This is a genomic window from Arthrobacter sp. PTI12, from assembly GCF_056679915.1.
In genome coordinates, this window is record NZ_CM155256.1 from 2,719,478 (window position 1) to 2,743,471 (window position 23,994).

The 23,994-nt window shown below is 64.3% G+C and carries 22 protein-coding genes and 1 pseudogene; 9 read left to right on the forward strand and 14 right to left on the reverse strand.

Features of this window, described 5'->3' with window-relative positions:
• From AC1MBU_RS12940 to hemE, 6 genes are all read right to left on the reverse strand, one after another.
• A complete protein-coding gene (locus AC1MBU_RS12940; protein WP_479787412.1) occupies positions 1-897 on the reverse strand; it encodes a uroporphyrinogen-III synthase in 897 nt (298 codons plus the stop codon).
• The gene (gene hemC / locus AC1MBU_RS12945) at positions 894-1,850 is read right to left on the reverse strand and encodes a hydroxymethylbilane synthase (RefSeq protein ID WP_346027109.1); all 957 of its coding nucleotides are present in this window, start codon (positions 1,848-1,850) and stop codon (positions 894-896) included. Before hemC ends, AC1MBU_RS12940 begins: the two co-directional genes overlap by 4 nt.
• Complete coding sequence (locus AC1MBU_RS12950; RefSeq protein WP_479787414.1) at positions 1,847-3,049, reverse strand: ferrochelatase; 1,203 nt, start codon at positions 3,047-3,049, stop codon at positions 1,847-1,849. The genes hemC and AC1MBU_RS12950 overlap by 4 nt, the downstream gene beginning before the upstream one ends.
• Positions 3,046-3,771 carry a hydrogen peroxide-dependent heme synthase gene (gene hemQ, locus AC1MBU_RS12955; protein ID WP_346027111.1) on the reverse strand — a complete coding sequence of 242 codons (726 nt, stop codon included), beginning with the start codon at positions 3,769-3,771 and terminating at the stop codon, positions 3,046-3,048. The genes AC1MBU_RS12950 and hemQ overlap by 4 nt, the downstream gene beginning before the upstream one ends.
• An 87-nt stretch (positions 3,772-3,858) precedes the next feature.
• Positions 3,859-5,301 carry a protoporphyrinogen oxidase gene (gene hemG / locus AC1MBU_RS12960; protein WP_479787416.1) on the reverse strand — a complete coding sequence of 481 codons (1,443 nt, stop codon included), beginning with the start codon at positions 5,299-5,301 and terminating at the stop codon, positions 3,859-3,861.
• Positions 5,298-6,365, reverse strand: a complete 1,068-nt coding sequence (gene hemE / locus AC1MBU_RS12965) for a uroporphyrinogen decarboxylase (RefSeq protein ID WP_277357623.1) — start codon at positions 6,363-6,365, stop codon at positions 5,298-5,300. The genes hemG and hemE overlap by 4 nt, the downstream gene beginning before the upstream one ends.
• 198 nt (positions 6,366-6,563) lie before the next feature.
• Here hemE and AC1MBU_RS12970 point away from each other — a divergent pair, with 198 nt between their 5' ends.
• Positions 6,564-7,892, forward strand: a complete 1,329-nt coding sequence (locus AC1MBU_RS12970; protein ID WP_277357624.1) for a glutamyl-tRNA reductase — start codon at positions 6,564-6,566, stop codon at positions 7,890-7,892.
• A gap of 55 nt (positions 7,893-7,947) precedes the next feature.
• Here AC1MBU_RS12970 and moeB read toward each other — a convergent pair whose 3' ends face one another.
• On the reverse strand, positions 7,948-9,129 hold the full coding sequence (gene moeB, locus AC1MBU_RS12975; RefSeq protein WP_277357625.1) for a molybdopterin-synthase adenylyltransferase MoeB: 1,182 nt from the start codon (positions 9,127-9,129) through the stop codon (positions 7,948-7,950).
• A gap of 185 nt (positions 9,130-9,314) precedes the next feature.
• Here moeB and AC1MBU_RS12980 point away from each other — a divergent pair, with 185 nt between their 5' ends.
• The 3 genes from AC1MBU_RS12980 to AC1MBU_RS12990 all read left to right on the forward strand — a co-directional run bounded on the left by AC1MBU_RS12980 (position 9,315) and on the right by AC1MBU_RS12990 (position 10,558).
• Entirely contained in the window at positions 9,315-9,935 is a 621-nt protein-coding gene (locus AC1MBU_RS12980) for a TetR/AcrR family transcriptional regulator (RefSeq protein WP_056549639.1), read from the forward strand.
• 77 nt (positions 9,936-10,012) lie between these two features.
• Positions 10,013-10,237, forward strand: coding sequence for a DUF3107 domain-containing protein (locus tag AC1MBU_RS12985; protein ID WP_056549637.1), 225 nt, complete (start codon positions 10,013-10,015; stop codon positions 10,235-10,237).
• Positions 10,238-10,252: 15 nt separating this feature from the next.
• Positions 10,253-10,558 carry a hypothetical protein gene (locus AC1MBU_RS12990; protein WP_277357626.1) on the forward strand — a complete coding sequence of 102 codons (306 nt, stop codon included), beginning with the start codon at positions 10,253-10,255 and terminating at the stop codon, positions 10,556-10,558.
• 92 nt (positions 10,559-10,650) lie between these two features.
• Here the strand turns inward: AC1MBU_RS12990 and AC1MBU_RS12995 are convergent, their stop codons facing one another.
• The 3 genes from AC1MBU_RS12995 to thiO are packed head-to-tail and all read right to left on the reverse strand — an operon-like array spanning position 10,651 to position 12,822.
• Entirely contained in the window at positions 10,651-11,442 is a 792-nt protein-coding gene (locus AC1MBU_RS12995; protein WP_346027116.1) for a thiazole synthase, read from the reverse strand.
• 1 nt (position 11,443) lies between these two features.
• Entirely contained in the window at positions 11,444-11,692 is a 249-nt protein-coding gene (gene thiS / locus AC1MBU_RS13000; protein WP_346027117.1) for a sulfur carrier protein ThiS, read from the reverse strand.
• On the reverse strand, positions 11,689-12,822 hold the full coding sequence (gene thiO, locus AC1MBU_RS13005; RefSeq protein ID WP_277357629.1) for a glycine oxidase ThiO: 1,134 nt from the start codon (positions 12,820-12,822) through the stop codon (positions 11,689-11,691). Before thiO ends, thiS begins: the two co-directional genes overlap by 4 nt.
• Before the next feature lie 147 nt (positions 12,823-12,969).
• On the opposite strand from thiO, the gene thiE reads away from it, so the two are divergent.
• Complete coding sequence (thiE, locus tag AC1MBU_RS13010) at positions 12,970-13,620, forward strand: thiamine phosphate synthase (RefSeq protein ID WP_277357630.1); 651 nt, start codon at positions 12,970-12,972, stop codon at positions 13,618-13,620.
• Positions 13,621-13,914: 294 nt separating this feature from the next.
• Here thiE and AC1MBU_RS13015 read toward each other — a convergent pair.
• A pseudogene (locus tag AC1MBU_RS13015) lies at positions 13,915-15,183 on the reverse strand (HNH endonuclease signature motif containing protein); the annotation flags it as partial.
• 136 nt (positions 15,184-15,319) lie between these two features.
• On the reverse strand, positions 15,320-16,045 hold the full coding sequence (locus AC1MBU_RS13020; RefSeq protein WP_346027120.1) for a ferritin-like fold-containing protein: 726 nt from the start codon (positions 16,043-16,045) through the stop codon (positions 15,320-15,322).
• A 68-nt stretch (positions 16,046-16,113) separates the two neighbouring features.
• Here AC1MBU_RS13020 and AC1MBU_RS13025 point away from each other — a divergent pair, with 68 nt between their 5' ends.
• From AC1MBU_RS13025 to AC1MBU_RS13035, 3 genes are all read left to right on the forward strand, one after another.
• Complete coding sequence (locus AC1MBU_RS13025; protein WP_479787419.1) at positions 16,114-17,628, forward strand: RNB domain-containing ribonuclease; 1,515 nt, start codon at positions 16,114-16,116, stop codon at positions 17,626-17,628.
• Between the two features lie 295 nt (positions 17,629-17,923).
• Positions 17,924-19,540 carry a DEAD/DEAH box helicase gene (locus tag AC1MBU_RS13030; protein WP_479787420.1) on the forward strand — a complete coding sequence of 539 codons (1,617 nt, stop codon included), beginning with the start codon at positions 17,924-17,926 and terminating at the stop codon, positions 19,538-19,540.
• The gene (locus tag AC1MBU_RS13035; protein WP_277357690.1) at positions 19,540-20,424 is read left to right on the forward strand and encodes a DNA-methyltransferase; all 885 of its coding nucleotides are present in this window, start codon (positions 19,540-19,542) and stop codon (positions 20,422-20,424) included. Before AC1MBU_RS13030 ends, AC1MBU_RS13035 begins: the two co-directional genes overlap by 1 nt.
• Here AC1MBU_RS13035 and AC1MBU_RS13040 read toward each other — a convergent pair.
• Positions 20,414-21,259 (reverse strand): PHP domain-containing protein, encoded by an 846-nt coding sequence (locus tag AC1MBU_RS13040; RefSeq protein ID WP_277357635.1) that lies wholly within the window; start codon positions 21,257-21,259, stop codon positions 20,414-20,416. The two genes, AC1MBU_RS13035 and AC1MBU_RS13040, sit on opposite strands and share 11 nt — an antisense overlap.
• A gap of 117 nt (positions 21,260-21,376) precedes the next feature.
• Between AC1MBU_RS13040 and AC1MBU_RS13045 the strand changes: the two genes are divergently transcribed.
• Positions 21,377-22,951, forward strand: a complete 1,575-nt coding sequence (locus AC1MBU_RS13045) for an aminopeptidase P family protein (protein ID WP_479789776.1) — start codon at positions 21,377-21,379, stop codon at positions 22,949-22,951.
• A 144-nt stretch (positions 22,952-23,095) separates the two neighbouring features.
• Here the strand turns inward: AC1MBU_RS13045 and AC1MBU_RS13050 are convergent, their stop codons facing one another.
• Positions 23,096-23,968: a YflT domain-containing protein gene (locus AC1MBU_RS13050; protein WP_479787421.1), complete on the reverse strand. Its 873-nt coding sequence runs from the start codon at positions 23,966-23,968 to the stop codon at positions 23,096-23,098.
• Positions 23,969-23,994 lie beyond the last annotated feature (26 nt).

Genomic DNA, 23,994 nt, shown 5'->3' on the forward strand with positions numbered 1-23,994 from the left:
TTAGTTCCTCTTCCGATGATTGACGACGGCGGTGCTCACCGCATCTGCAATTCCTGCCGGGCTGGGGGCGGATGCTGTTGCGTCGATCCGCATTCCCAGCGCTGACGCGTCCCGCTCCGTGCGGCGCCCGATGGCGACCGTTGCCACGGTGCCGGGCAGCGATTCCATCATGGCATGCAGCCGGGCCGCGATGCTGGGTGACGTGAGAACGACGACGTCGATTCTTCCCTGCCGAAGGTCGCCCAACAATTCCTTTTGCGTGACCGTTCCTGCCGGCTCGCCGGGGTTGGCGCTGACGGTATCGCCGTCGACCGAGTCGCCGGTGTCAGCACCGTCGTTGACGGCACCGACCCGCCGTTCGGCAGCAGCGGGATAACCGACAGTGACGTAGGCGGTGACCGCGTCGATCATCCAGCCGCGGCCGGCCAGGCCTGCCCGCAGCGTGTCGGCGGCAAGATCCGATTGGGGCAGCAGGGCACGAGCCGGCTGCGCAGGCAGTTCTGCCAGAAGCCCTTCAGCAGATTGGTCCTCCTCTGGGGTCAGCTGAACGTTCACTCCGAGTTCCGCGAGCGCAGCACCGGTAGCGGCTCCAACGGCGGCTACCTTTACGGAACCGATGAGCGATGACAGGGAAACCCGCCGAACGCGTGCCCGCTGCGCTAGAACGCGCACGGTTGTAACGCTCGTGAGCACCAGCCAATCGTAGGAATCTGCAGCATCCAGGAACCGGTCCAACTCAGCGGTATCTGCGGGAAGTTCCCAGTCGATCAGCGGAACCAACAGCGTCTTTGCGCCACGCCGGGTCAGTTCCGCTGCCATTGCGGCACCCCGATCCGCACTCCGGAGCAGCGCGACGGTCAGTCCTGACAGATCACCGTTAGTGCGACCGACGGTCATAGATCCGCGCTGAGCCCGGCAATTTCCGCCGCACCGTTCGCGAGCAGTTCTTCGGCCAGCACGACGCCGGCGCTGGTTGCTCCACCCACTGAAAGGTCCGCGGTGATTTCTGTGCGGCGCAGCAAGCGGCCGCCGTCTGCGCTGCACACCACAGCTTCCAGGGTCAGCACGTCGTCAGTCACTGTGGCATGGGCGCCGATAGGAGCCGTGCAGCCGGCTTCGAGCCTGCGCAGAACCGCCCGTTCAGCCGTAACGGCGAGTCGGGTGGGTAAGTGATCATACTGTCGGAGAGCCTGGGCGAAAACGGAGGCACCGGCGTCGTCGGAGCGGCATTCGACAGCCAGTGCGCCCTGCCCCGGCGCGGGCAGCATCAATTCGGTCGCCAGATACTCCGTGATGAGCCCCTGGCGGCCGAGGCGCGTCAGGCCCGCAGCGGCCAGCACCACGGCGTCGAGGTCCCCCGGTCCGCCATCCACCAGGCCGGCGACCCGGGCCAGACGGGTATCCACATTGCCGCGGATATCGATGATGGAGAGGTCAGGACGGGCAGCCCTGAGCTGTGCAGCGCGTCGCGGAGAACCGGTCCCTACACTGGAGCCTTCGGGCAGCCCGGCCAGTGTCAGTCCGTCGCGGGCGCACAGTGCATCCCGGATATCGGCGCGTTCGGGGACAGCCGCAACGGTAAGGCCTTCGGCTTCCCCTGTCGGTAGATCCTTGAGGGAATGGACCGCGACGTCGCAGTTGTCATCCAGCAGTGCCTCGCGAAGGGCTGCCACAAAGACACCGGTGCCGCCGATCTGGGACAGGGACGCACGGTTGACGTCGCCGGTGGTGCTCACGCGCACGAGCTCGTAGCCGAATTCGCCCAGAGCTGCGAGCGATTCCGCCACCGTCGTGGTCTGCGTCAGCGCGAGCGCACTGGCACGGGTTCCTACCCGCACGGCCGGGGTCATGCCTGTTTTGCTCCCGGGACCCCGACGGTGGAATCGGCACCGGCGACAGTGGGCTTCTCTCCCCTGCGGTTTGCGCAGCAGTTGGGCCTGCAGACGTCATACCAGGGACCAAGGTCCGTGGTGGAAGGCCGCTCGATGATGGTGTTGTCCGCGGTGCGCTCGCTGACCAGGTCAATGAGGCCGCTGACGAATTTCGCATGCGTGCCGGGCGTCGGAACGCGCTCGGCTACCAAACCCAGTTCCGCGCAGGTTTCCATCGCCTCGGTATCAAGGTCCCAGACAACCTCCATGTGGTCACTCACGAATCCCAGCGGCACGATGACAACACCCTTGACACCGGTGGCCGCGAGGTCACCCAGGGCGTCGTTGATGTCCGGCTCCAGCCATGGCACGTGCGGTGCCCCCGATCGCGACTGGTACACGAGCGACCATTCGGAATCTGCCGCCGCCGGCACGCGGTCTAGTACAGCCTGCGCAGTGGCAAGGTGCTGGGCAACGTAGGCGCCCTCATCGAGGACCGGCCCGCCGGCTTCGTTCCGGGGGCCGGCGGCTTCGGCGTCAGCGGTGGGAATGGAGTGGGTGGCGAACATGATATGCACCGGAGCCCCGGACTCGCCGTCTGCGGCGAGGCGTTCCTGAACGGACTTCAACCCGCGGGTGACTCCCTCGACGAACGGCTCCACAAACCCGGGGTGATCGAAGTACTGGCGGACCTTGTCCACTTCAAGCCGGCCGGCCAGCCCAGTTTGAACCAGCGCCATACCGAGGTCCTCCCGGTACTGCCGGCAGCTGGAGTAGCAGGAGTATGCACTGGTGGTGACGGCCAGGATGCGGCGGTGACCGGCGTCGTACGCTTCCTTCAGGGTGTCCGCAATGAAGGGGGCCCAGTTCCGGTTGCCCCACAGCACCGGCAGGTCAATGCCGCGGCGGGCAAGCTCTGCCTCCATCGCGGCCTTCAGTTCGCGGTTCTGCTGGTTGATCGGACTAATGCCGCCGTTGGCCCGGTAGTGGTGCGAGACCTCTTCCAGACGCTCGTCGGGGATGCCGCGGCCGCGGGTGACGTTGCGGAGGAAGGGAATGACATCATCCTGGCCTTCGGGGCCGCCAAAGGACGCAAGCACGATCGCGTCGTAATTCTTCGGTGCCATCCGTCCGTTTTCATCGACGCCGTCAAGTGGATTGAACGTGGACGTGCTCATCGGAGTACCTCTGCTACTTCCCGGGCGTTGATCCGCCGGCCCGTGTAGAACGGAACTTCTTCGCGGACATGCCGCCGGGCTTCGGTTTCCCGCAAGTGGCGCATGAGATCCACCAGATCCACGAGCTCGGGAGCTTCCAGGGCCAGAATCCATTCCCAGTCGCCAAGGGCAAACGAGGACACCGTGTTAGAGAGCACCTGGGGGAACTTGCGCCCCTTCATGCCGTGGTCGTAGAGCATTTCGCGTCGTTCCTCGCTGGGAAGGATGTACCAGTCATAGGACCGCACAAAGGGATAGACACAGACCCATTCCGCCGGCGCCACTCCGCGGGCGAACGCGGGCGAATGGCTCTTGGAGAACTCGGCATCACGGTGTACGCCCATGGCGGACCACGCGATGTCTGCACCGGCGAGGGTTGCCGTCCGACGGAGGGTACGGACGGCGCTCTGGAGATCCTCCGCCTGGGAACCGTGGAGCCAGATCATGATGTCTGCGTCTGCACGCATGGCGGAGACGTCATAGAAGCCGCGGACGCTGACGCCTGCTGCCTCGAGTTCGGAAGTGGCAGTTTCGAGCGCTGCGCCGTTGTCCGGAGCCCCGGCCGACCGCTTGAAGACTGTCCAGAGCGTGTAGAACTGATCCGTTCCAGTGTCCTCACCGCTCTGCGACGTGTGGCTGGCGGAGGTACTCTGCACGTGGTTATAGCCCGCATTTTCGCTCATGGATCCAGTCTGCTCCTGTCAACAGGCAAATAAAAATTAGAGAGTTCTACAGTCAGTAGAAGGTTACCAATCTCACAACGCCGGGTGTCAACGATCCACGAGCAGGCGCCTGGCCAGTGCAGCCCCGCGGTCACGGGCATTGTCGATCACCGCTACCAGCCCCGTGCCCGCAAGCCATGCACCGGTGAGTTCAAGCCCGGGCTCAGCGGCTGCCGCAGCGCGAATGCGGGCAACCCGGTCCCGGTGCCCCAGCGTGGCGTGCGGCAGTGCATTGTTCCATCTCACTACGTCCCAGTCAACGACGTCCGTCTGCGTGATCTCGACCCCAAGAAGCGCCGATGCATCCTGCAAGGCGGCCAGATAGAGGTCAGCGTCGGGTTGTTGTGCCGCTTCGTCGTCAACTGCGCCGCGACCGAAGGACAGGCGCAGCACGTGGCTTCCCGGGCCTGCCCGCTCGGCCAACCACAGCCACTTGGCGGTGGCGTGAGTCAACGCCTTTGCCCGCATACCGGGCGCATCCCTGGCTACCAGCACGCCCGTCCCGCGCGGCGCCGCATCGAGCTCCGGCACATCAACCACCAGGCTGACCAGAGCCACCGCCGGTACCACAGCCGGACGGTCGTCGGCCAGTCCCGGTACCGTCGGCGTCAGCAGGTCGACGGCGGTGGGACCGTCAGTTGCAACCACCACGGCATCGGTCTGCATAGCGCCGGTCCGGGTGGTCACGGTCCAACCGTTGGCAGTGCGCTGCACGCGCTGCACGCGCTCCGATGCCCGAAGGACTGCGCCGTCACGCTCCAGGCGCTGGGACAGCGCAGACGCCAACTGGTGCATCCCACCCTCAAGACCCGCGACGGCGGTGCCCGCCGGCGCAGCTTTCCGCATGGCGCCCACTGCCGCGCCGAGCGATCCGTGCTTACGCATCATTGCCCGTAATCCGGGGGCGGCCGCGTCGACATCGAGGTCATCAGGATCAGCCGAGAGCACACCACCGACGACGGGAGCCACCAACCGCTTCAGCACCTCCGGCCCCATCCGGGCGCGTACCACCGCACCGAGGCTGAGCTGATCCTGGTTCAGCAGGTTGCCCAGGGGCAACGCACGGTCCAGGCCCGCCCTGAGGCTCGCTGCACGCCCGATCAGCCCGGGCAGCGCAGGATCGCGCACATCCGCGGGTATCCCAAGGATTCCGGATTGTGGCAGCGGGACCGCGGTGGACCCGCTCTCCGCTGACCGCAGGTACAGCCACGCACCGGCCCCATTCGGGGTGCGGATCAAGTCGCCCAGCCCGAGCTCACGCGCCAGAGCCGGCACAGTGTCGGAGCGGGTCGAGAACGACTCCGCACCGGCGTCGAGCGTTAGTCCGGCCAGTTCATGGCTGGCTACGGACCCTCCGAACACCGCAGAGGATTCAAGCACGGTCACGTGCAGACCCGCCACCACCAGTTCCCGCGCAGCGCACAATCCGGCGATCCCGCCTCCGATGATGACGACGGCGGGGCCAGCCTCGACCTGCTTCCCTCGGATCATCGGCTCGGCGGCACCGAATGAATGAGTGAAACTACCCTGGTCAACACCTCGGGGTCAGCATCGGGCGGAACGCCGTGCCCGAGGTTGACAACGTGACCGGGAGCAGACGATCCCGCTTCCAGCACTGCCCGTACGTGCGCTTCGAGTACCTCCCACGGTGCCGAGAGGAGAGCTGGATCGATGTTGCCCTGCAGCGCGACCGTTCCGCCGAGTCTCCTGTTGGCTTCGTCGAGCGGAAGGCGGTAGTCCACTCCCACCACATCGACGCCGACATCCCGCATGGCCACCAGGAGCTCCGAGGTGCCCGTTCCGAAATGCACGAGCGGTGCTCCGAGGTCACGGATATGATCGAGCGCACGGGATGACGCCGGCGCAACGTGCTCTACGTAGTCGTCTAGCCCCAGCGATCCGGCCCACGAATCGAACAGCTGACCGGCACTGGCGCCGGCTTCCAGCTGCGCCCGCAGGAACAGGCCGGAGGCGTCTGCCGCCCACTCGGTGAGTGCCCGCCAGGCATCGGGATCCGCGTGCATCATGGTGCGGGGACCCAGGTGATCGCGGGACGGCCTGCCCTCGACCATATAGGCAGCGAGCGTGAATGGAGCGCCTGCAAAGCCGATCAGCGGCGTGCTTCCCAGTTCAGCGACGGTACGGGCCACCGCCTCCCGGATCGGATTCAGTGCCCGGTCCGTCAGTTCAGGTAACGCTGCGATGTCCGCCGCGCTGCGGATGGGGCTTCCCAGAACGGGGCCAACACCGGGCACAATGTCCACGTCCACGCCCGCGAGCTTGAGCGGGATCACGATGTCGGAGAAGAAGATGGCGGCGTCGACGTCATGGCGCCGCACAGGCTGCAGGGTGATCTCGGCGGCCATGGCGGGATCAAGGCAGGCGTCAAGCATGGCTGTGCCCTCCCGCAGCGCGCGGTACTCCGGCAACGAGCGTCCCGCCTGCCGCATGAACCAGACGGGTCTGCGGGACGGTGTCCGGCCGAGGTAGGACTGGATAAGCGGAGACTCCGACGTCGTTCCGTCCGTCAGGGGGTGCGTTGCGCTGAGGGTCATGGGTCGATTCTGCCGAAGTTCGACCCGCTTGGATAACCGCGTTCCTCGCTGGTGGTCGAAATCACCTTCCTGCAGGGACGAACCGAAGCGGCCATCCGCCTTCACTTCCGCTCAAGGGCGCGGATTCCGACGCTGTAAGGACCTTGGTGAGTTAGGCAACCCTATTAGGGTCCCGATGCCCGTCTTGGCTATGCTGGAATGGCTGTGAATTACTTTTCCTTGGTCGCGACCCACTCGGATATCGACCTGGAGACGGTCGCCCGGCTGAGCGTCGGGGCCGCCCAGGTTGCTTCATCCGCGCTTCAAGACAGCCCGGCGCTTGCCGGCGCGGTATCGCTTGCCACCTGTAACCGCTTTGAAATCTACGGCGAGGCCACCTCTGACGCGGATATCGAGGCAGCCCGCTCATCGCTTATTGCAGCAATCAGTGACACCTCCGGGTTGCCGAAGAGCAAGGTCTCCGGATCATTCACCACCCTCACCGGGCAGGATGTACCGCGCCACCTCTTCAGCGTGAGCGCAGGGCTGGATTCCGCCGTCGTCGGCGAACGGGAAATAGCTGGCCAGGTGCGTCGTGCGCTCGTCGAGTCCCAAAGCACGGGAACCGCCAGCGGCGGTCTTGTGCGGCTCTTCCAGGCAGCCTCCCGTACTGCCCGTGATGTCGGGGCGCAAACCGCCCTCGGAGCGCGCGGACGCTCCATTGTCTCGGTTGCCCTCGACCTCGCTGCGGACCTCTCAAGTACCCGCGACCTCTCGGAGAAGTCAGTGGTTGTCTTTGGTACCGGCGCCTACGCGGGAGCTACCATGGCACTCCTCCGCGAACGCGGCTGCACAGATGTTTCCGTCTACTCCCCCTCGGGGCGGGCTGAGGGTTTTGTCGCCACGCGCGGCGGAACCGCCCTCTCAGACGAAGCACTGCCCGGTGCGCTCACTCGCGCGGATGTCGTCATAGGCTGCAGCGGCAGTGAACGCCGGGTCAGCGCTGCCGACATGCAGCAACTGAGGGAAGGCGTTGACCGCACCCTCGTGATCGTAGACCTCGCACTGAACCACGACTTCGATCCCGAGGTGGCTTCTGTGCAGAACGTGGAACTCATCACGCTGGAGTCGGTGCGCCTGGCCGCACCTGAAGAACAGGCGGAATCACTTCGCCAGGCCGGTGAGTTGGTGTCCGGTGCGGCCGAGGCCTTCCAGGAACAGGCCGCTTCGCGGTCCGTTGATGCTGCAATCGTGGCCCTTCGCAAGCACACTCAACAGGTGCTCGACGCCGAGATGGCCCGTGTCCGTGCGCAGCACGGCTGCACCGCTGCAGCAGAAGAGGTGGAGTTTGCGTTGCGCCGGATGGTCCGCCAACTCCTTCACGTTCCCACGGTTCGTGCGCGGCAGCTCGCCGCGGAGGGACGGCAGGAAGACTACACCTCTGCACTGGAGGCCCTGTACGGGATCGAACCTGAGGACGCTGCTGCACCGCCGCCGGAACAGAGCTGTCCTGTTCACGAGTTGGAAGCCCGCACCGGAACTGTCTGAAGTTTCGGGCGGCGCCCGCGTTTTCCGGCACCTGCTTAGTACTGCTGGATACTGCTCAGTACACAGGTTTCTCCGGTTCGACGTCATGGACCCACTGCAGGATTCCGCCCTCCACGTTATAGACCCTGCCCGCACCCTGTTCGCGAAGATGCCGGACGACATTGGCGGAACGGCTGCCGGCTTTGCAGTGGACATACATTTCCCGGGCAGTGTCGAGTTCTGTCTCGCCTGAAAGGATCCGGTTCTGGGGCATTAGAGTGGCTCCTTCGATGCGGACAATGTCATATTCGCCCGGTTCGCGCACGTCTATCAGGTCGAAGTCACGCCTACCCGCAGCACGTTCCTTCAGCAGTTCCTCCAGTTGTGCGGCGGTAATCGAGGGCAATTCTTCCGGTTCCTGCTCAGTGTTCGGCGTAAGGCCGCAGAACGCTTCATAGTCGGAGAGTTCAGTGATCGGCGCAGCCGAAGGATCTCTGCGTACCCGCAGTTCGCGCCACGTCATGTCGAGTGCATTGAAAATCAGTACCCGTCCCAAAAGCGTTGAACCGATCCCGGTGATCAGCTTGATCGCCTCGTTGACCATCACTGAGCCGATTTGCGCGCACAACACACCGAGCACGCCTCCTTCAGCGCAGGATGGAACTGCACCCGGCGGAGGCGCTTCCGGGTAGAGATCACGGTAACTGGGGCCTCCCACCGAGGGCTCGGCCCAGAAGACGCTCACCTGACCGTCGAAACGCAGGATGGAGCCCCAGACATAAGGTTTACCGAGGATCTCTGCGGCGTCGCTGACGAGGTACCGGGTAGCGAAATTATCCGTACCGTCAAGGATCAGGTCATACCCGGAAAAAATTTCGATGACGTTGCTGTTGTCCAGACGTACCTCGTGCCGGATCACCGCTACGTGCGGATTGAGGTCCACGATGCTTTGCTCGGCCGAGCTAGCTTTAGTCTGGCCGACATTGCCCACCCCGTGAATTACCTGCCGCTGCAGGTTGGAGACGTCGACGACGTCGTCATCCACAATTCCGAGCGTTCCTACTCCGGCCGCGGCAAGATAGAGGATCGCAGGTGAGCCCAGGCCGCCGGCACCAATCACCAGGACCCGCGCGTTCTTGAGGCGCTTTTGGGCTTCAAGTCCGAACTCCGGAAGGATGAGGTGACGTGAATACCGCTCTATCTCTTCCTTGCTGAGCTCGGCAAGGGGTTCCACCAACGGGCCGGGGGAAAGAGTCAAAGGACGCATGCTTCAATGTATGCCCACGGGCTGCCTGTTGCGTAACACTGTTGCGGCGTCCACTGCACGACCCACTCGGATGCCGTCAGAGCCCGTTGCCGCCCGTTGCGCAGTAGACTGGAGAACCCCGCTGCACGGCTGGGGATTCAGGTCCGTATGAGACACACAACCGAAAGCCCAGACACGTGAGTTCAGAGGCACCGGCAAACGGAAAAGCCACCCGGCTGCCGCGGGACGAGCGGCGGCGGCAATTGCTGAGCGCCGCCCATGAGGTGTTCGTCGCGAATGGATACCACGGCGCGGCAATGGATGAGATCGCCGAAGTTGCGCATGTCAGCAAACCGGTGCTGTACCAACACTTTCCCGGGAAAAGGGACTTGTACCTTGCACTGCTGGAAAGCCATCTAGCATCGCTGACCGAACTGCTGGTCGAGGCGTTGCGGTCCACCACGGACAACAAGATGCGCGTGCACGCCACTATGCGCGCATACTTCCAGTTCATCGCGCAGGACAGCCAGGCCCACCGGATCGTCTTCGAATCGGACCTCAATAACGACCCTGATGTCAGCCGCCGCCTTGAAGCGTTCAATGCACGCTTCGCTGACGAGATCGCCGGCGTCATCTCAGGAGACACGAGGCTTTCCCATCTGGAGGCAACCCTGCTTGGGCGGGCTATGGCCGGCATGGCGCAGGTCAGCGCCCGATACTGGCTGGAGACGGACGGTAGCCTCGACATCGATGCAGCCAGTGAGCTCGTCTACCGTTTAGCTTGGCGCGGAATTAGTCGGTTCCCCAAAGAAATGTAAGTTACATTTCCCTTAGTTCAGAGGCGCCGGGTGTGCACCTCCGAGAGTCATTTGCTCGTCAACGAAAGGCTTTAGCTGTGGAAATCAAGATCGGCGTTCAGAACGTCAACCGCGAAATTGTGCTCGATTCGAACCAGACGGCAGACGAGGTTGCCGATGTGGTCAGCAAAGCAATGAACGGTGGCGCAGAACTTCGCCTGACCGATTCCAAGGGGCGCCAGGTAATCGTTCCCGCCGGTGTTCTTGGCTACGTCGAGATTGGCGAGAGCGAGTCGCGCCGCATCGGGTTCGGCGCTCTCTAACCGGAGTGATCCTCCATGGTTTCGCTGATTGTGGTCACCGGCGTCGCCATCTCCATCGGTTTCTTCGCCTGGTTTGCTGACCGGCGCCATCATCGATATGGAATGCTGCTGCTTCCCGGGATCTCCCTCAGCTCGGCGCTGATCCTGTGGATCATTCTGCAGTTCGCGGGGTTGGGATACCATCCTGATCTGTTCTGGATGGTCTGGCTCCTACCGCTGGTTGCAGCAACCATCGTGACCGCGTGTGCCGCCTGGTGGTTCGGCCGTCACCGCGAGCAGGCAGACGCAGAGGCCATGACTGCAATTCTCAAGCGGCGCTGATCAGCTGACTTCCGCTAGGCGATTCAGCCAAGAGGCACAGCTAATCGGTGCAGCTAATCGGTGCAGCTAATCGGTGCAGCTAATCGGTGCAGCTAGAGATCAGCGCGGCCATCGTGTGGTGACGAAGCGAGCGCATGCTCACGTTTGGGTATCCTTCCTGCCCGTGACGCCAGACGACCAGCCAGAACAGCGTGCCGAAACGCGGCCGCCATTGCCACGGGGTCCTGGGCGCGGGTTACCGCTGTGGCCAGGAGAACCGCGTCACAGCCCAGCTCCATCGCGAAGGCCGCATCCGACGCCGTGCCGATTCCGGCGTCGAGCACAATGGGGACTCCTGCGCGGGACACGATGAGCTCAATGTTGTGGGGATTCAGGATGCCCAGTCCTGTGCCGATCGGTGCACCCAGCGGCATGACCACGGCTGCACCCAGCTGCTCAAGTCGCAGGGCGAGGACGGGATCGTCGTTCGTGTAGGCAAAGACGGTGAACCCGCGGGACACCAGCGTTTCGGCTGCTTCCACCAATTCCAGGGCGTCCGGCAGCAGGGTGTGCTCGTCGGCGATGACTTCGAGCTTGACCCAGTTGGTTTCCAGTGCCTCCCGGCCAAGCTCAGCAGTCAGAACGGCTTCACGCGCAGTGAAGCATCCGGCGGTGTTCGGCAGGATACGCATCCCTTGCGAGTGCAGGAGCTGGAACAGCGATGCTCCTGTTTCCGGTGTGTAGCGGCGCATTGCGACGGTGGTCAGTTCCGTCCCTGATGCAGCGAGCGCCTCACCGAGTCCCTCCATGCTGGGCGCTCCCCCGGTTCCCATGATCAGCCGGGAGTTCAACGGGATTCCGTCGATTACGAGGGTGTCGGCGCTCAGCGTTGTGCTCGGGTCCATGTCATCCTCCCTGTACGGCAGTAACGAGTTCGATGTCGTCGCCCTCAGTCAGTTCCCAGCCGGACCACTCGCTACGCGGAATGACCGCCGAGTTGACCGCCACGGCCACACCAAGGCGTGACCCGTCAGCCGGTTGCCCGGTAGGTGTCAGATTTCTGCTGGTGAGCTCGGCCACGAGATGCAACAGGTCCAGGGCGAGGGTAGCTGATTGCACCCCGTTCACGGTGACGGTTTTGGCCAATGCGTTCATGCTTGTCCTTCCTCAAAACGATCCGGCCTGTACCGCTCAAGGCCCGGCGGGCACGGTTTGCCCTCCAGCAGGTCCACGCATAGCGCGGCCGCCACCGGCGTCAGCAGTACTCCGTGGCGGAAGAAGCCGGTTGCAATGATCAGTCCGTCAGCTCCGGGGACAATACCGAGCAGCGGCGCGTTGTCCGGCGTACCGGGACGTGCGCGGCACAGCGCTTCCTCTAGTTCAAGCTCAGCAACGGCCGGAACGAGCTGGCGGGCGTCGCGCAGCAGTTGATAGACGCCCCCTGCTGACACGCCGCTGTTGCCGTCCTCGCGCATTGTTGCGCCGAGTACAACGGTTCCGTCCGCGCGGGGAACCAGATAGACGGCCGTACCACGCACCAGACCGCGAACGGTGTGGCTGAGCAGCGGCTGCAGTGCAGCGGGTACCCGTAGGCGGAGGATGTCACCGTAGATTGGCCGCAGCGGAAGCCGGCACGGCAGCCCTGCAAGTTGTGCGGCCGCAAGACCGTTCGCAACGACAGTGTGGCGGGCCGGAAGGACGCTGCCGTCTTCAAGGATCGCGCCTGTCACACGACGGCCGTCATAATCAAGGCCGGAGGCTCGTGCCTGGACCAGGCGTCCGCGTTCGCCGAGGGCAGCCAGCAGCGCTGCGGCCAGCTTCCGCGGATCGACCTGGTGGTCGTCCGGCGCGGAGAACGCCGCGGTGGCAGCTGGTCCGATCATTGGCTCCGACCGGCGTGCCTCGCGGAGGGACACCTGTTCAACGGACAGGGAATGGTGGGTCTGTACGTCTCGGAGGTCAGCGAGTGCGGTGCGGTCGGCGCCGTCGATCGCCAGGACCAGGGTGCCGGTTTTGCGGTAGCCGGGATCAATTCCCGTCCAGGCGAGGGAGGAAAGGAAGTCCGGGTAGCGACATGCGGAGTCCACCGTGAGCTCGAGAAGGTGCTCTTCGCGGTAATGCAGTTCGCTGGCCGGGGCGATCATGCCTGCAGCGGCCTGAGTGGCGCCGGTTGCGGGATCCGGGTCCACCAGTGCGACCGAATGCCCCCTGCGGATCGCTTCCCAGGCGATCCCAAGCCCAATGATGCCCCCGCCGATCACAGCGACGTCCACGTGTTTCTCCACCAGGAGTCCTTCCCTACGCCGGCATGATCCGGATCAGGTTCGTTGTTCTCACAACGCGGTCGGCGTCGGACGCCCTCTCAGCCGTGTGGCAGACCGGTGATTCCCGGACGCGGCACGGCTCCCGCAGTACCCCCTTATTGTAGGGGTATGAAACTGAGCGCTGCCCACCTTTACCTGTGCACGGATTCGAGACCACAGCAAAAAGACTTCGACGCTTTCGTTGACGCTGCCTTCGAGGGCGGCGTAGACATCATCCAATTAAGGGACAAGTCCCTGGAAGCCGCACAGGAGCTCGAGCTGCTTTCGGTGCTGCGTGCGTCCGCCGTTGCACACGGGAAGCTTTGGTCCGTCAATGACCGCGCAGACATCGCCGCGGTCAGCGGCGCCCCGGTACTGCATGTTGGGCAGCGGGACCTTCCTCCTGCGCTCGCGCAACAATTCCTGCACGACGGCGGCACCATAGGGCTCTCGACGCACTCACCTGCGGAGGTGGCCGGTGCTGCAGCGAACGACGACGTCGGATACTTCTGTACTGGCCCGGTCTGGGCCACGCCGACCAAGCCCGGGCGGACCGCCGTGGGCCTCGAACTGGTGCGCGAAGCTGCGCGGCTGGAGGCGGACCGGGCCCGTGAGGGTTTGGCGTTGAAGCCCTGGTTTGCCATTGGCGGAATCGATCTGCTGAACGTAGAAGAGGTGGTGGCGGCTGGCGCGGCGCGAGTGGTCGTGGTCCGGGCCATTACCGAGGCGGATGATCCGCAGGAAGCGGCGGCGAAGCTCCGGGCACAACTTCCCGCCTAGCTGTAGTCTCCGCAACCGGTGTGTCCCCCACAACCAGCGCCCGCGCCAGCCCGCACCGCCGGCGCCGGGCGGTGCCGTTGGTCGGGGTGGCTCTGCGTTGGAGCTCGTGCCGGTGTCAGAGCGCGCGAGGTGGTTGTGGATGGCTTGTTCTACTTGCCAGTAGCGGTTGCGTCTGGGTGTTCGTTGCGGGTCGTGGTATTTGGGTGGTGTGAACCAGGGGATTCCGTTGACTGATTCGACTGTCCAGTTTCCCTCATGGATCTGGTGGTGGTGTCGGGTGCAGAGCAGCACGCCGTCGCTGATGTTGGTGGTTCCGCCTGCAGCCCAGGGGATGATGTGGTGGGCTTCGCACCAGGTTGCGGGTGTGGTGCAGTCGGGGAACGCGCAGCCTTTGTCGCGTGCGACCAGTGCCCGTCGCAGATGTGGTGGGAAGAGACGTTGGGTGCGGCCGATGTCCAAGACCTGCCCCTTGCCGCCGAGGACGAGCGGGAGGATGTCGGCGTCGCAGGCGAGCTTGCGGATGCTGCGGGCGCTTATCTGTTGGGCGAAGACCGAATGCCCGTCGTGTCCGCCGTGCCCGACGTTTCCGCTGCTTGTCAGGTCTTTGAGGAGGTCGCGGTAGTTGATGGTGACCATTACCTGGGGTCGGTGTCCTCCGGTTGCTGGAAGACCATCACCTGTGAGCGCGATCCGGCATGCTGAAACCAGCCCGTCGAGCAGGTTCTGTTCACGGGTCGGTTGGTCCGGACTGGTTAGAGCTTCTTTGCCGCGGTCCCTCGTGCCGTCTCCGTCGGTCGTGCGGTCTCCGTCGGCCTCGCCAGTGATGCTGTGGGTTCTGGGGTTGGTGGCGGTGTTCATGACGGTGATGAGGTGTTCGTATTGTTCGTCGGTGGCGCCGATTTCCATGAAGTGCAGGCCGAGGCGCCTACCGCGCAGGAACACACCCTGGCGTGCGCGGAGGGTCTTCTCGGTGGGCTCGGTGCCGTCCTGATCGATGATGTCTTCCCAGCGTTGGGCAAGGACCCGCAGGACGTCCTCGTCGGACTCGACGGCCTGGCGGACCAGGTGCTCTTCCATGGCATCCAGGTCACGGCCGGTCGCGACAGTGGAGACCCGGTGCACGGCGTTGCGGATGATGGTCGCAGCACGGCTGCTGACCGCACCGACCTTGGTCGCTTCAGCCAGCACACCCAAGGCAGGCACGAGCGCGGCTCCTGGCCCGGGAACCTCGGGCAGGACGTCGTGACCCAGCCGTAACCGGCGGTTCGCTTCGGAGCGGCTGATACCGATTTTCGCCCGCAAATAGTCCGCAGTGTTCTTGTACGGATCTAGGGCGTCAACGGTAGCGAGTTGGTGGTCCTCAGCGGCACGGGCAACCACAGTCTGCAAGTGATCGACCAGGTTGGAGAGCTGCTCAACCTCCACCAGGGTCACCGCGGCCTCCTGCGGGCTAAGCGTCAGGTATGTCGATTCCAGCTGCTGCGCAAAGACCTGTAGGTCCGAACGCATTCCACCCAGGAGAGACGTGTCCTCCGGGCGAGGTTCGAGCAGTGCGACGGCCATACCCAAAATTTTATCGAACACGTGTACTAACCGCGACCGAAAACCACCAATGTGCAGGACAAGTCAAACCGACTTATCCACAGGCCAGTGAAGGAATCGCCAACCGCTGAACACCCCACGTCGCGGGTAGCTCCACTCAGGCCGTTAGCCCCAACGAACTCATACGGCGCGAATGATTACGGGTGAGTTGCGCAAAGAGTTGGGCAGTCTGCCGTTCATGATCCGCAGAAGAGCCCTTGAACAGGAGCCCGCCCAGGAACTGGCGTTCGATGCCCACGCGTTGTGCCTGGGTCAGCGCCTCCCCCACCAGGCGGCGTCCCCACAGCGCAAGCCGCGAAGCGAGCCGGGGATCGTCGGAAAGAGCTGATTTCAACCGTGGCTGCAGCAGACCTCCCTGCTCGGCAGTTGACTGGATACGGGCAATAATCTCCCGCGTGTCGTCGTCGAGGTGTTCAGCGAGCGCGCTGTAGAAGTCACCGGAGATTGCGTCAATGACGTAGGCCTTCATCAGCGACTCGTACCAGTCAGCCGGGCGGGTCCGCTCGTGGAAGGAGTCGATCGATGCCTGGAAGGGCCGCATTGCCTCTTCAACGTCAACACCGAGGCCCGCAAGGTGCGCGCTGACCATCTCGAAGTGCTCGAATTCCGTCACGGCAAGCCGTCCCAGCGCAGCCCGGTCCCGCAGGGTCGGGGAGAAACGAGCATCCGAGGACAAGCGCTCAAACGCCGAAAGCTCGCCATAAGCCATGACGCCGAACAGGTCGACAACAAACTGATTGAGCGGCCCCAACCCGGTGCCGGCCCTCTCCGCCGGGGATGCTGGCGAAGGGCTCGACGGGGAAGGCGGATGCAAGGCAGTCATGGGAACAAGGGTACCCGCGCGCCGATTCCTTCCGCTGCTCCAGCTGACTGTGTACTACGGTGGGCACTGTGCCGTATTCTCATCTGGATCTGAGCAACCGGGACTCCCAGGTACAGCTCACCGCAGCGCTGGAAAGCCTCCGGCAGGAACTGGAACTGCGCGCCGACTTCCCGCCTGAGGTGTTGGCGGAGGCGAAGGCTGCTGTGGACTCATTCGTACCGCCGGAACGTGACCTCACCGGTCTCGGCTTCATCACAGTCGACCCTCCCGGATCAACCGATCTGGATCAAGCCTTTCACCTGGAGCGCGCCGGATCCGGCTACCGCGTCTGGTACGCCATTGCGGATGTTCCCGCCTTCGTGGCACCGGGCGGTGCGATAGACACGGAAGCCCGCCTTCGCGGCCAGACCATGTACGCACCGGACGGCCGCATCTCCCTCCACCCGGAGAAAATCGCTGAGGACGCAGCCAGCCTGTTGCCGGGCAGGAACCGGTCCGCCTTCGTCTGGGAGTTCGAACTGGACGAGGCCGCACAGGTGGAGTCCGTCGTCGTCGGGCGTGCTGTGGTCAGGAGCCGTGCGCAACTCACCTACGACCAGGTGCAGGAAGACCTCGACTCAGGCGGCGCCGCGGAGAACCTGACCCTCCTGAAGGAGATTGGAACCAAGCGCATCGCGCTCGAGAAGGAGCGCGGCGGCGCAAGCCTGAACCTTCCGGAGCAGGAAATCGCGCACGACGGCGAACGCTACTTCATCGTCACGCGCCCGCCCCTTGCGTCTGAAGACTGGAACGCACAGCTTTCGCTGATGACGGGCATGGCGGCCGCCGAAATCATGCTCGAGGGAGGCGTGGGGATACTCCGCACCATGCCGGCCCCTGACGAGACGTCCCTTGCCCGGTTCCGGCACCAGGCCCGCGCGCTCGGGCGCTCCTGGCCCGCGAACGTCCCCTACGGCGAATTCCTGCGCAGCCTCGACACCTCAGATCCGCGCCAGCTTTCACTCATGCATGCTGCTGCGTCACTGTTTCGCGGCGCCGGCTATACATCGTTCGACGGCGCTATTCCCGAGTCAGTTGAGCAGGCGGCGATCGCCGCACCCTATGCCCACACCACCGCACCTCTCAGGCGCCTGGTGGACAGATTTGTCCTGGTGACCTGCGAAGCGCTGTGTGCCGGCAGGGATGTTCCCGACTGGGTCCGGAATGCCCTTCCGGAACTGAATGCTCTGATGTCGTCCTCGAATCAGCTGGCTTCACGACTGGAGAGCGGCGCGATCGCTGCCGTGGAGGCAGCATTGCTGAGCAACCGCGTGGGCGAGGAGTTCGACGCCGTCGTCATCACGGGCTCGAAGCCGTTACCGGACGCGTCGGTCACCGCCAACGGTAACGGCGCGCCGCACGGAATCATTCAGGTCGCTGACCCTGCGGTCGAGGCACGGTGCGACGGCGTCATGACGGCCGGCGATGAGGTGCGTGTCAGGTTGGTCACCGCTGATATCGCCCGGCGGGAACTGCGCTTTGAACTGGTGCGGAGCGTTCGGCAGGAGGAGTCGCCGTCGGAAAGTGAAAGTGCGGCAGGGTAGACTTGAACGCGTAGTAATGGATGCCCGGTCGTTCTTAAGAACTTAGTTTCAGTTTCCGAACGCGGTGGGCCGCAGTTCAACGAACAGGCGGCCTCCCTGCAATCGACCCGCAATACCTACGCGATCTTAGTCTTCCCAGCTCGGAAGCGGAACGTTCCGCTTCCGAGACGCAGTTGTTAGCCCGCGATCGGCTTCCACTGGACGCCCTGCCTCGTCCTGCTCCGAGCGGGCCCCTGTTTTCGGGCCCGGCGTTGAGCCTGCGCGGCGGCAGTGCCTAATCGAAACGGTAGTAAGAGTGACCACAGACAACCACCACCTCCATGCAGACAACAGCGACGACGAAATCTTCGTAGAAGAAACCCTCGTCACCACTGATGAGCCGCATCAGGAAACTCCTGAGACCTTCGCTGACTTCAATGTCCGCCCCGATATCGTCGAAGCCCTTGCGGACGCGGGGATCGTGCATCCCTTCCCCATTCAGGCCATGACGCTCTCCATTGCCCTCGGCGGCCACGACATCATCGGCCAGGCCAAGACTGGAACAGGCAAGACACTCGGTTTCGGCGTGCCCGCGCTGCAGCGCGTGGTGGGCCCGTCGGATGACGGCTATGACAAACTTCCGGCGCCAGGTGCTCCGCAGGCGCTTGTCGTCGTACCCACGCGTGAGCTTGCCGTCCAGGTTGCCGCTGACCTGACGAAGGCTGCGGCAAAGCGCAATGCCCGCATCGTCACCATTTACGGTGGCCGAGCGTATGAGCCCCAGATCGAGGCCCTCAAGCGCGGAACCGAAGTTGTGGTGGGCACACCGGGACGCCTGATCGACCTGTACCGCCAGAAGATCCTGTCGCTCAAGAACGTCCGCATCGTGGTGCTGGATGAAGCCGACGAAATGCTGGACCTCGGGTTCCTCCCGGACGTCGAGACCCTGATTTCAGCAACGCCCTCGGTGCGCCAGACGCTCCTGTTCTCGGCCACTATGCCCGGCCCGGTCGTTGCCATGGCGCGCCGCTACATGTCCCACCCGACGCACATCCGCGCCGCTGACCCCGAGGACGACGGCGCCACCAAGAAGGACATCCGCCAGGTTATCTACCGTGCGCACAACCTGGACAAGGACGAGGTTGTAGCCCGCATCCTCCAGGCCCGCGGACGCGGACGCACCATCATCTTCACCAAGACCAAGCGCACGGCCGCCAAGCTTTCGGAGGAGCTGATCGACCGAGGCTTCGCGGCCGGAGCCATCCACGGCGACCTCGGCCAGGGAGCGCGCGAGCAGGCCTTGCGGGCCTTCCGCGGTGACAAAATCGATGTCCTGGTGGCCACCGAGGTTGCGGCCCGCGGTATCGACGTTGAGGACATCACCCACGTCATCAACTTCCAGTGCCCGGAGGATGAGAAGGCCTACCTGCACCGCGTGGGACGTACGGGGCGAGCCGGCAAGAAGGGCACCGCCGTCACCTTCGTCGACTGGGATGATGTTCCCCGCTGGGGCCTGATCAACAAGGCCCTCGGCCTCGACCAGGCGGAACCGGTTGAAACCTACTCCTCATCACCGCACCTGTACACGGACCTTGACATCCCCGAGGGCACCAAGGGCCGGCTGCCCCGCGCGCAGCGGAAGCTGGCCGGCATCAACGCCGAGAAGCTCGAGGATCTCGGCGAGACCGGCAAAAAGAACCGCACAAACGACCGCGCGCGCTCCGGCGGCAACAGCGGGCGGCGGGGTTCCGATGAAAAGGCAGGCGGTCGTCGTCGTACCGGTGGATCCGGCTCAGCCGGTGAGGACCGCTCTGCGGACAGCGGTCCAAGGCAAGTGGACCGGACCGAAGGGTCCGAGCGGCCCAAACGCAACCGGTCCCGTACGCGTCGGCGCAACGGCGAAGTGATCCCCAAGCCCGCTGCAGACAGCTGATCAATAGCGTGGAAGCAACACCGGTCCATCCGGCCTGGCGGCCGGATGGACCCAACCTCGTGGTGCAGGCAGACAACCTGGAATACCTTTCCCGGCTGCCGGACAACTCCTTCGCCATGATCTACGTGGATCCGCCGTTCAATACCGGCCGCGCTCAGCGCCGGCAGCAGACCTCGATGGTCCGCAGCGCGCCCGGAGCCGGGGACCGCGTCGGATTCAAGGGGCACAGCTACTCCACCGTCAAGGGCATGCTCGCGAGCTACGACGATGCGTTCGAGGACTACTGGGAGTTCCTTGCGCCCCGCCTGGCGGAGGCGTGGCGGCTGCTGGCAACGGACGGAACACTCTACGTGCATCTGGACTACCGCGAAGTGCACTATGCCAAGGTGATGCTGGACGCCCTGTTCGGTCGCGAATGCTTCCTCAACGAGATCATCTGGGCCTACGACTACGGTGCCCGCGCGAAGAGCCGCTGGCCCGCCAAACACGACAACATCCTGGTGTACGTGAAGGATCCGTCCGGGTACTACTTCAACAGTGCCGAGGTGGATCGTGAGCCGTACATGGCGCCGGGTCTCGTCACACCGGAGAAGGTCGCCCTCGGCAAGCTGCCCACTGACGTCTGGTGGCACACCATCGTTTCCCCGACGGGCAAGGAAAAGACCGGCTATCCCACCCAGAAGCCTGAGGGCCTGGTTCGCCGTGCGGTGGCTGCCAGCAGCCGGCCGGGAGACTGGGTCCTGGACTTCTTCGCGGGCTCCGGAACGCTTGGCGCAGTCGCAGGCAAACTTGAGCGGCGCTTCGTCTGCGTGGACAGCAATGAACAGGCAATCGACGTGATGACCCGGCGCCTCGGCCCATGGTTGGCACCCCCTACCGGATGACGCTGCTTCCGGTCGCCATCTCCTCCAGGCGTGCGAACATCTCCGAACTCGTAACGTTCTCCCCCAGCCGGTTCGGCTTGCCCGTTCCGTGGTAGTCACTGGATCCCGTCACCAGCAGATTGTGCCGGGCAGCGATGCGTTGAAGCTCCTCCCGCCCCTCCGGAGGATTGTCCCTGTGATGAATTTCCAGGCCGAGCAGACCAGCATCGATCATCTCGCCGGTGGTTGCACTATCCACAATCCGCCCACGTGCGGACGCCACGGGGTGGGCGAACACCGGAACCCCGCCGGCTTCGCGGACCAGTGCGACGGCGTCTGCCGGGTGGGGTGCATAGTGGCTCACCCAGTAGGGCGAGCGTGCACTGAGCATGTTCGCGAATGCTTCGCTCCGCGTGCCGACAACGTTCAGCGTCACCAGAGTGTCCGCAATGTGTGGCCGCCCGATAGTCGCGCCGTCAGCAACGTGTTCAAGCACGTGCGCCCAGGAAATGGGATAGTCGGCGGCGAGTTTCTCGACCATGCGCTCGGCCCGGGTAAGCCGAGCGTCCCGGGAGCGTCCGATCTCAGCGAGCAGGCCCGGGTGCTCCGGGTCATGCAGGTAGGACAGCACGTGCACACTGATACCCGTATCGGTGCGGCAGGACACCTCCATCCCGGGCACCAGTACCAGCGACAGATTCCGTGCCTCCTGCGTGGCCGCTGCCCATCCGGCGGTCGCATCATGATCGGTCAGCGCGATGACATCCAGACCGGCAGCCGCGGCAGCGCGCATGAGGTCCGCAGGACTTTCAGTGCCGTCTGAGACGTTGGAATGGGCGTGCAGGTCAATTCTCACCAAACAACTGTACGCCCGCTCCGCTCGTGTCGGCGGTGCCGGATGTTTGGCTCATTTCTCCGCCGGTGGGACCATGGTGTGGTGAGTACAGCAGAGAACACCCCACCGGCAGTAACCATGACCCCGACCGGCACCGGCAGTGACGCCACACCTGTCACACCGGAGGAACAGCCGCTGTCCAGTCGCAACGAGAACCGGTCCCAACGCCCGGATTCTGATGCTTTCAAGGCCTTCATGAGCTCCAGTTGGGCCGCAAAAGGTACTGATCTCCCCGCGGAGGCTGAGGTTGCGCGGTACGCCGCCCAGCGTCGCCTGAAAATCTCCCGCCAGTTCCCGGGTGAGCGCCTTGTCATTCCCGCCGGGCCGTTGAAGGTCCGTTCCAACGACACCGATTACCGCTTCCGGCCGCACTCCGGATTTGCCCACCTGACCGGGCTCGGCCTGGATCACGAGCCGGACGCAGTGCTGGTGATGGAACCTGCCGAAGAGGGCAAGGGCGACGACGGCGGCAATCACCATGCCACGCTTTACTTCCGTGAACTGGCCGGCCGGGACAGCGCGGAATTTTATGCAAACGCACGCTACGGCGAATTCTGGATCGGTTCCCGGCTCTCCCGCGCGGAAGTGCGCGCGCTGCTGGTCCTGGAAACAGCCGACCTTGCCGATCTTGAAGCGGCAATCACGAAGGACGCGGGTGCTGTCGAAATCGGTGGCATCCGGATCCGGTTGCTGCGTGAAGTAGACCTGAACGCGGACGCCCTGGTGGACACCTCCCGAATCAACACCTCCGTGGACCTGGAGGCCTCCGACGAGCTCGACGCAAAGCTCGCGGAGGCCCTGTCCGAGCTCCGCCTGATCAAGGACGAGTGGGAGATCGCGCAGATGCGCAAGGCTGTGGAGGCAACGGTGAACGGCTTCCACGAGGTGGTCAAGGAACTGCCGCGCGCCATCACGCATCCCCGCGGCGAGCGCGTTGTCGAAGGAGCCTTCTTCGCGCGCGCCCGGGAGGAAGGCAATGACCTCGGTTACGACACCATCGCAGCCTCGGGAAACAACGCCACGATCCTCCACTGGATCCGCAATAACGGGCAGGTGGGCGCTGAGGACCTGCTGCTCCTGGACGCCGGCGTCGAAGCAGACAGCCTGTACACCGCGGACATAACCCGGACACTGCCGGTGAATGGGAAATACTCGGAGATTCAGCGCAGGGTCTACCAGGCCGTACTGGACGCCGCGGACGCCGGTTTCGCCGCCGCAAAGGTTGGCGTGAAGTTCCGGGAAGTGCATGCCGCCGCTGTGGCCGTCCTGGCTGAACGGCTGGATGAGTGGGGTTTCCTTCCGGTTCCGCTGGAGGAGGCGGTCTCGCCAGAAGGCCAGCATCACCGCCGCTGGATGCCGCACGGCACCAGCCACCACCTCGGTATGGACGTGCACGACTGCGCCCAGGCCAAACGTGAGCTTTACCTGGACGGGACCCTGACGGAGGGGATGGTCTTCACCATCGAACCCGGCTTGTACTTCAAGGACGAGGACCTTGCAGTTCCCGAGGAGTACCGAGGCATCGGCGTCCGGATCGAGGACGACATCCTGATGACGGCGGACGGTCCGGTCAACCTCAGCTCGGCGCTCCCCCGTGAGCCCGACGATGTCGAAGCCTGGATGGAAGGCATCTACAGCCCGACCGGCGAGTAGTGGTTAGATCCGCACCCACTCGATGAATGCGGATTCAACGAACATGGCGTAAAACGAAGAACGCAGGAAAAGAAGAAGGCGGACAGCCGTAGCTGTCCGCCTTCCTTGTTCGTAAGCGCCGGGTTTTCACGCGACGCATTCCAGCTATTCCTTGCGGGATTCCTGTGGCTGCGCGTTCTGCACGGCAGGCTCGGCCTGCTCAGGCTGCTCCTTGACGGGCTGGGACTCCACGCGCACTCCGTACTGCGGCCTGCCGTCCGGCAGATCGGGGAACTGGCCGCGGGTGGAGCGTTTGTTGGCGGCCTGCTGTTCCTCGCCGCCTTCAGCGGATTCGGACGTTTCAGCGGACGTGGCGCCGTTCGCGGTCTCCGGTGCCTGCACATGCGGCGGCTGGGCCGGCGGCTGGCTCCAGCCTTCCGGACGCTGCGGAGGCTGGACCGGCGGCTGGCCCTGCTGCGGGTGCTGATTGTGTTGAGGCGGCGTCCCCCACGGCTGAGAGGACACGCCCGCACCTCCCTGTGGACGCGAGTTCATGGGAAGCTGCTGGAGCATCCGCCGCGCTTCGCCTGCAACGGCGGGATCGACGAGAACGTCGTAGCTGGTGGCCACAACCTGGCTGGTGGAGGTGAAGTCACGCTTACCCCGCTGGAACGCATAGGCGATCACGCCGAACAGCACCCAGAAAACGGCGCCGAGCGCCATGGAGGACAGGATCGGCAGGTACGTCGAGTCCCCGCCGAAAAGCGTCAGGATAAAACCGACGAACAGGCCAAACCACGCGCCGGTCGCTGCGCTGGCGAGTGCAACCCGCGGGTAGCTGAGCCGTCCGGTCACGCGTTCCACGGTCTTGAGGTCATTGCCGATGATCGAAACCTGCTGCACCGGGAACTTGCTGTCTGCGAGGTAGTCCACCGCCTTCTGCGCATCCAGATAGGAGTCGTACCGGCCAATGGTCTCGCCCTTCGGCAGCGTACGGCCCTCATCGCGTGAGGCAGTTCGTCCAAAAACGTTTGACATACTTTCATTGTTGCCTAGATACCTCC

Bases quoted from the DNA above. Each gene is read 5' to 3' on its own strand.
- AC1MBU_RS12940 (WP_479787412.1), bottom strand. From the start codon at position 897: ATGACCGTCGGTCGCACTAACGGTGATCTGTCAGGACTGACCGTCGCG.
- hemC (WP_346027109.1), bottom strand. From the start codon at position 1,850: ATGACCCCGGCCGTGCGGGTAGGAACCCGTGCCAGTGCGCTCGCGCTG.
- AC1MBU_RS12950 (WP_479787414.1), bottom strand. From the start codon at position 3,049: ATGAGCACGTCCACGTTCAATCCACTTGACGGCGTCGATGAAAACGGA.
- hemQ (WP_346027111.1), bottom strand. From the start codon at position 3,771: ATGAGCGAAAATGCGGGCTATAACCACGTGCAGAGTACCTCCGCCAGC.
- hemG (WP_479787416.1), bottom strand. From the start codon at position 5,301: ATGATCCGAGGGAAGCAGGTCGAGGCTGGCCCCGCCGTCGTCATCATC.
- hemE (WP_277357623.1), bottom strand. From the start codon at position 6,365: ATGACCCTCAGCGCAACGCACCCCCTGACGGACGGAACGACGTCGGAG.
- AC1MBU_RS12970 (WP_277357624.1), top strand. From the start codon at position 6,564: ATGGCTGTGAATTACTTTTCCTTGGTCGCGACCCACTCGGATATCGAC.
- AC1MBU_RS12990 (WP_277357626.1), top strand. From the start codon at position 10,253: ATGGTTTCGCTGATTGTGGTCACCGGCGTCGCCATCTCCATCGGTTTC.
- AC1MBU_RS12995 (WP_346027116.1), bottom strand. From the start codon at position 11,442: ATGGACCCGAGCACAACGCTGAGCGCCGACACCCTCGTAATCGACGGA.
- thiS (WP_346027117.1), bottom strand. From the start codon at position 11,692: ATGAACGCATTGGCCAAAACCGTCACCGTGAACGGGGTGCAATCAGCT.
- thiE (WP_277357630.1), top strand. From the start codon at position 12,970: ATGAAACTGAGCGCTGCCCACCTTTACCTGTGCACGGATTCGAGACCA.
- AC1MBU_RS13020 (WP_346027120.1), bottom strand. From the start codon at position 16,045: ATGACTGCCTTGCATCCGCCTTCCCCGTCGAGCCCTTCGCCAGCATCC.
- AC1MBU_RS13045 (WP_479789776.1), top strand. From the start codon at position 21,377: ATGACCCCGACCGGCACCGGCAGTGACGCCACACCTGTCACACCGGAG.
- AC1MBU_RS13050 (WP_479787421.1), bottom strand. From the start codon at position 23,968: ATGTCAAACGTTTTTGGACGAACTGCCTCACGCGATGAGGGCCGTACG.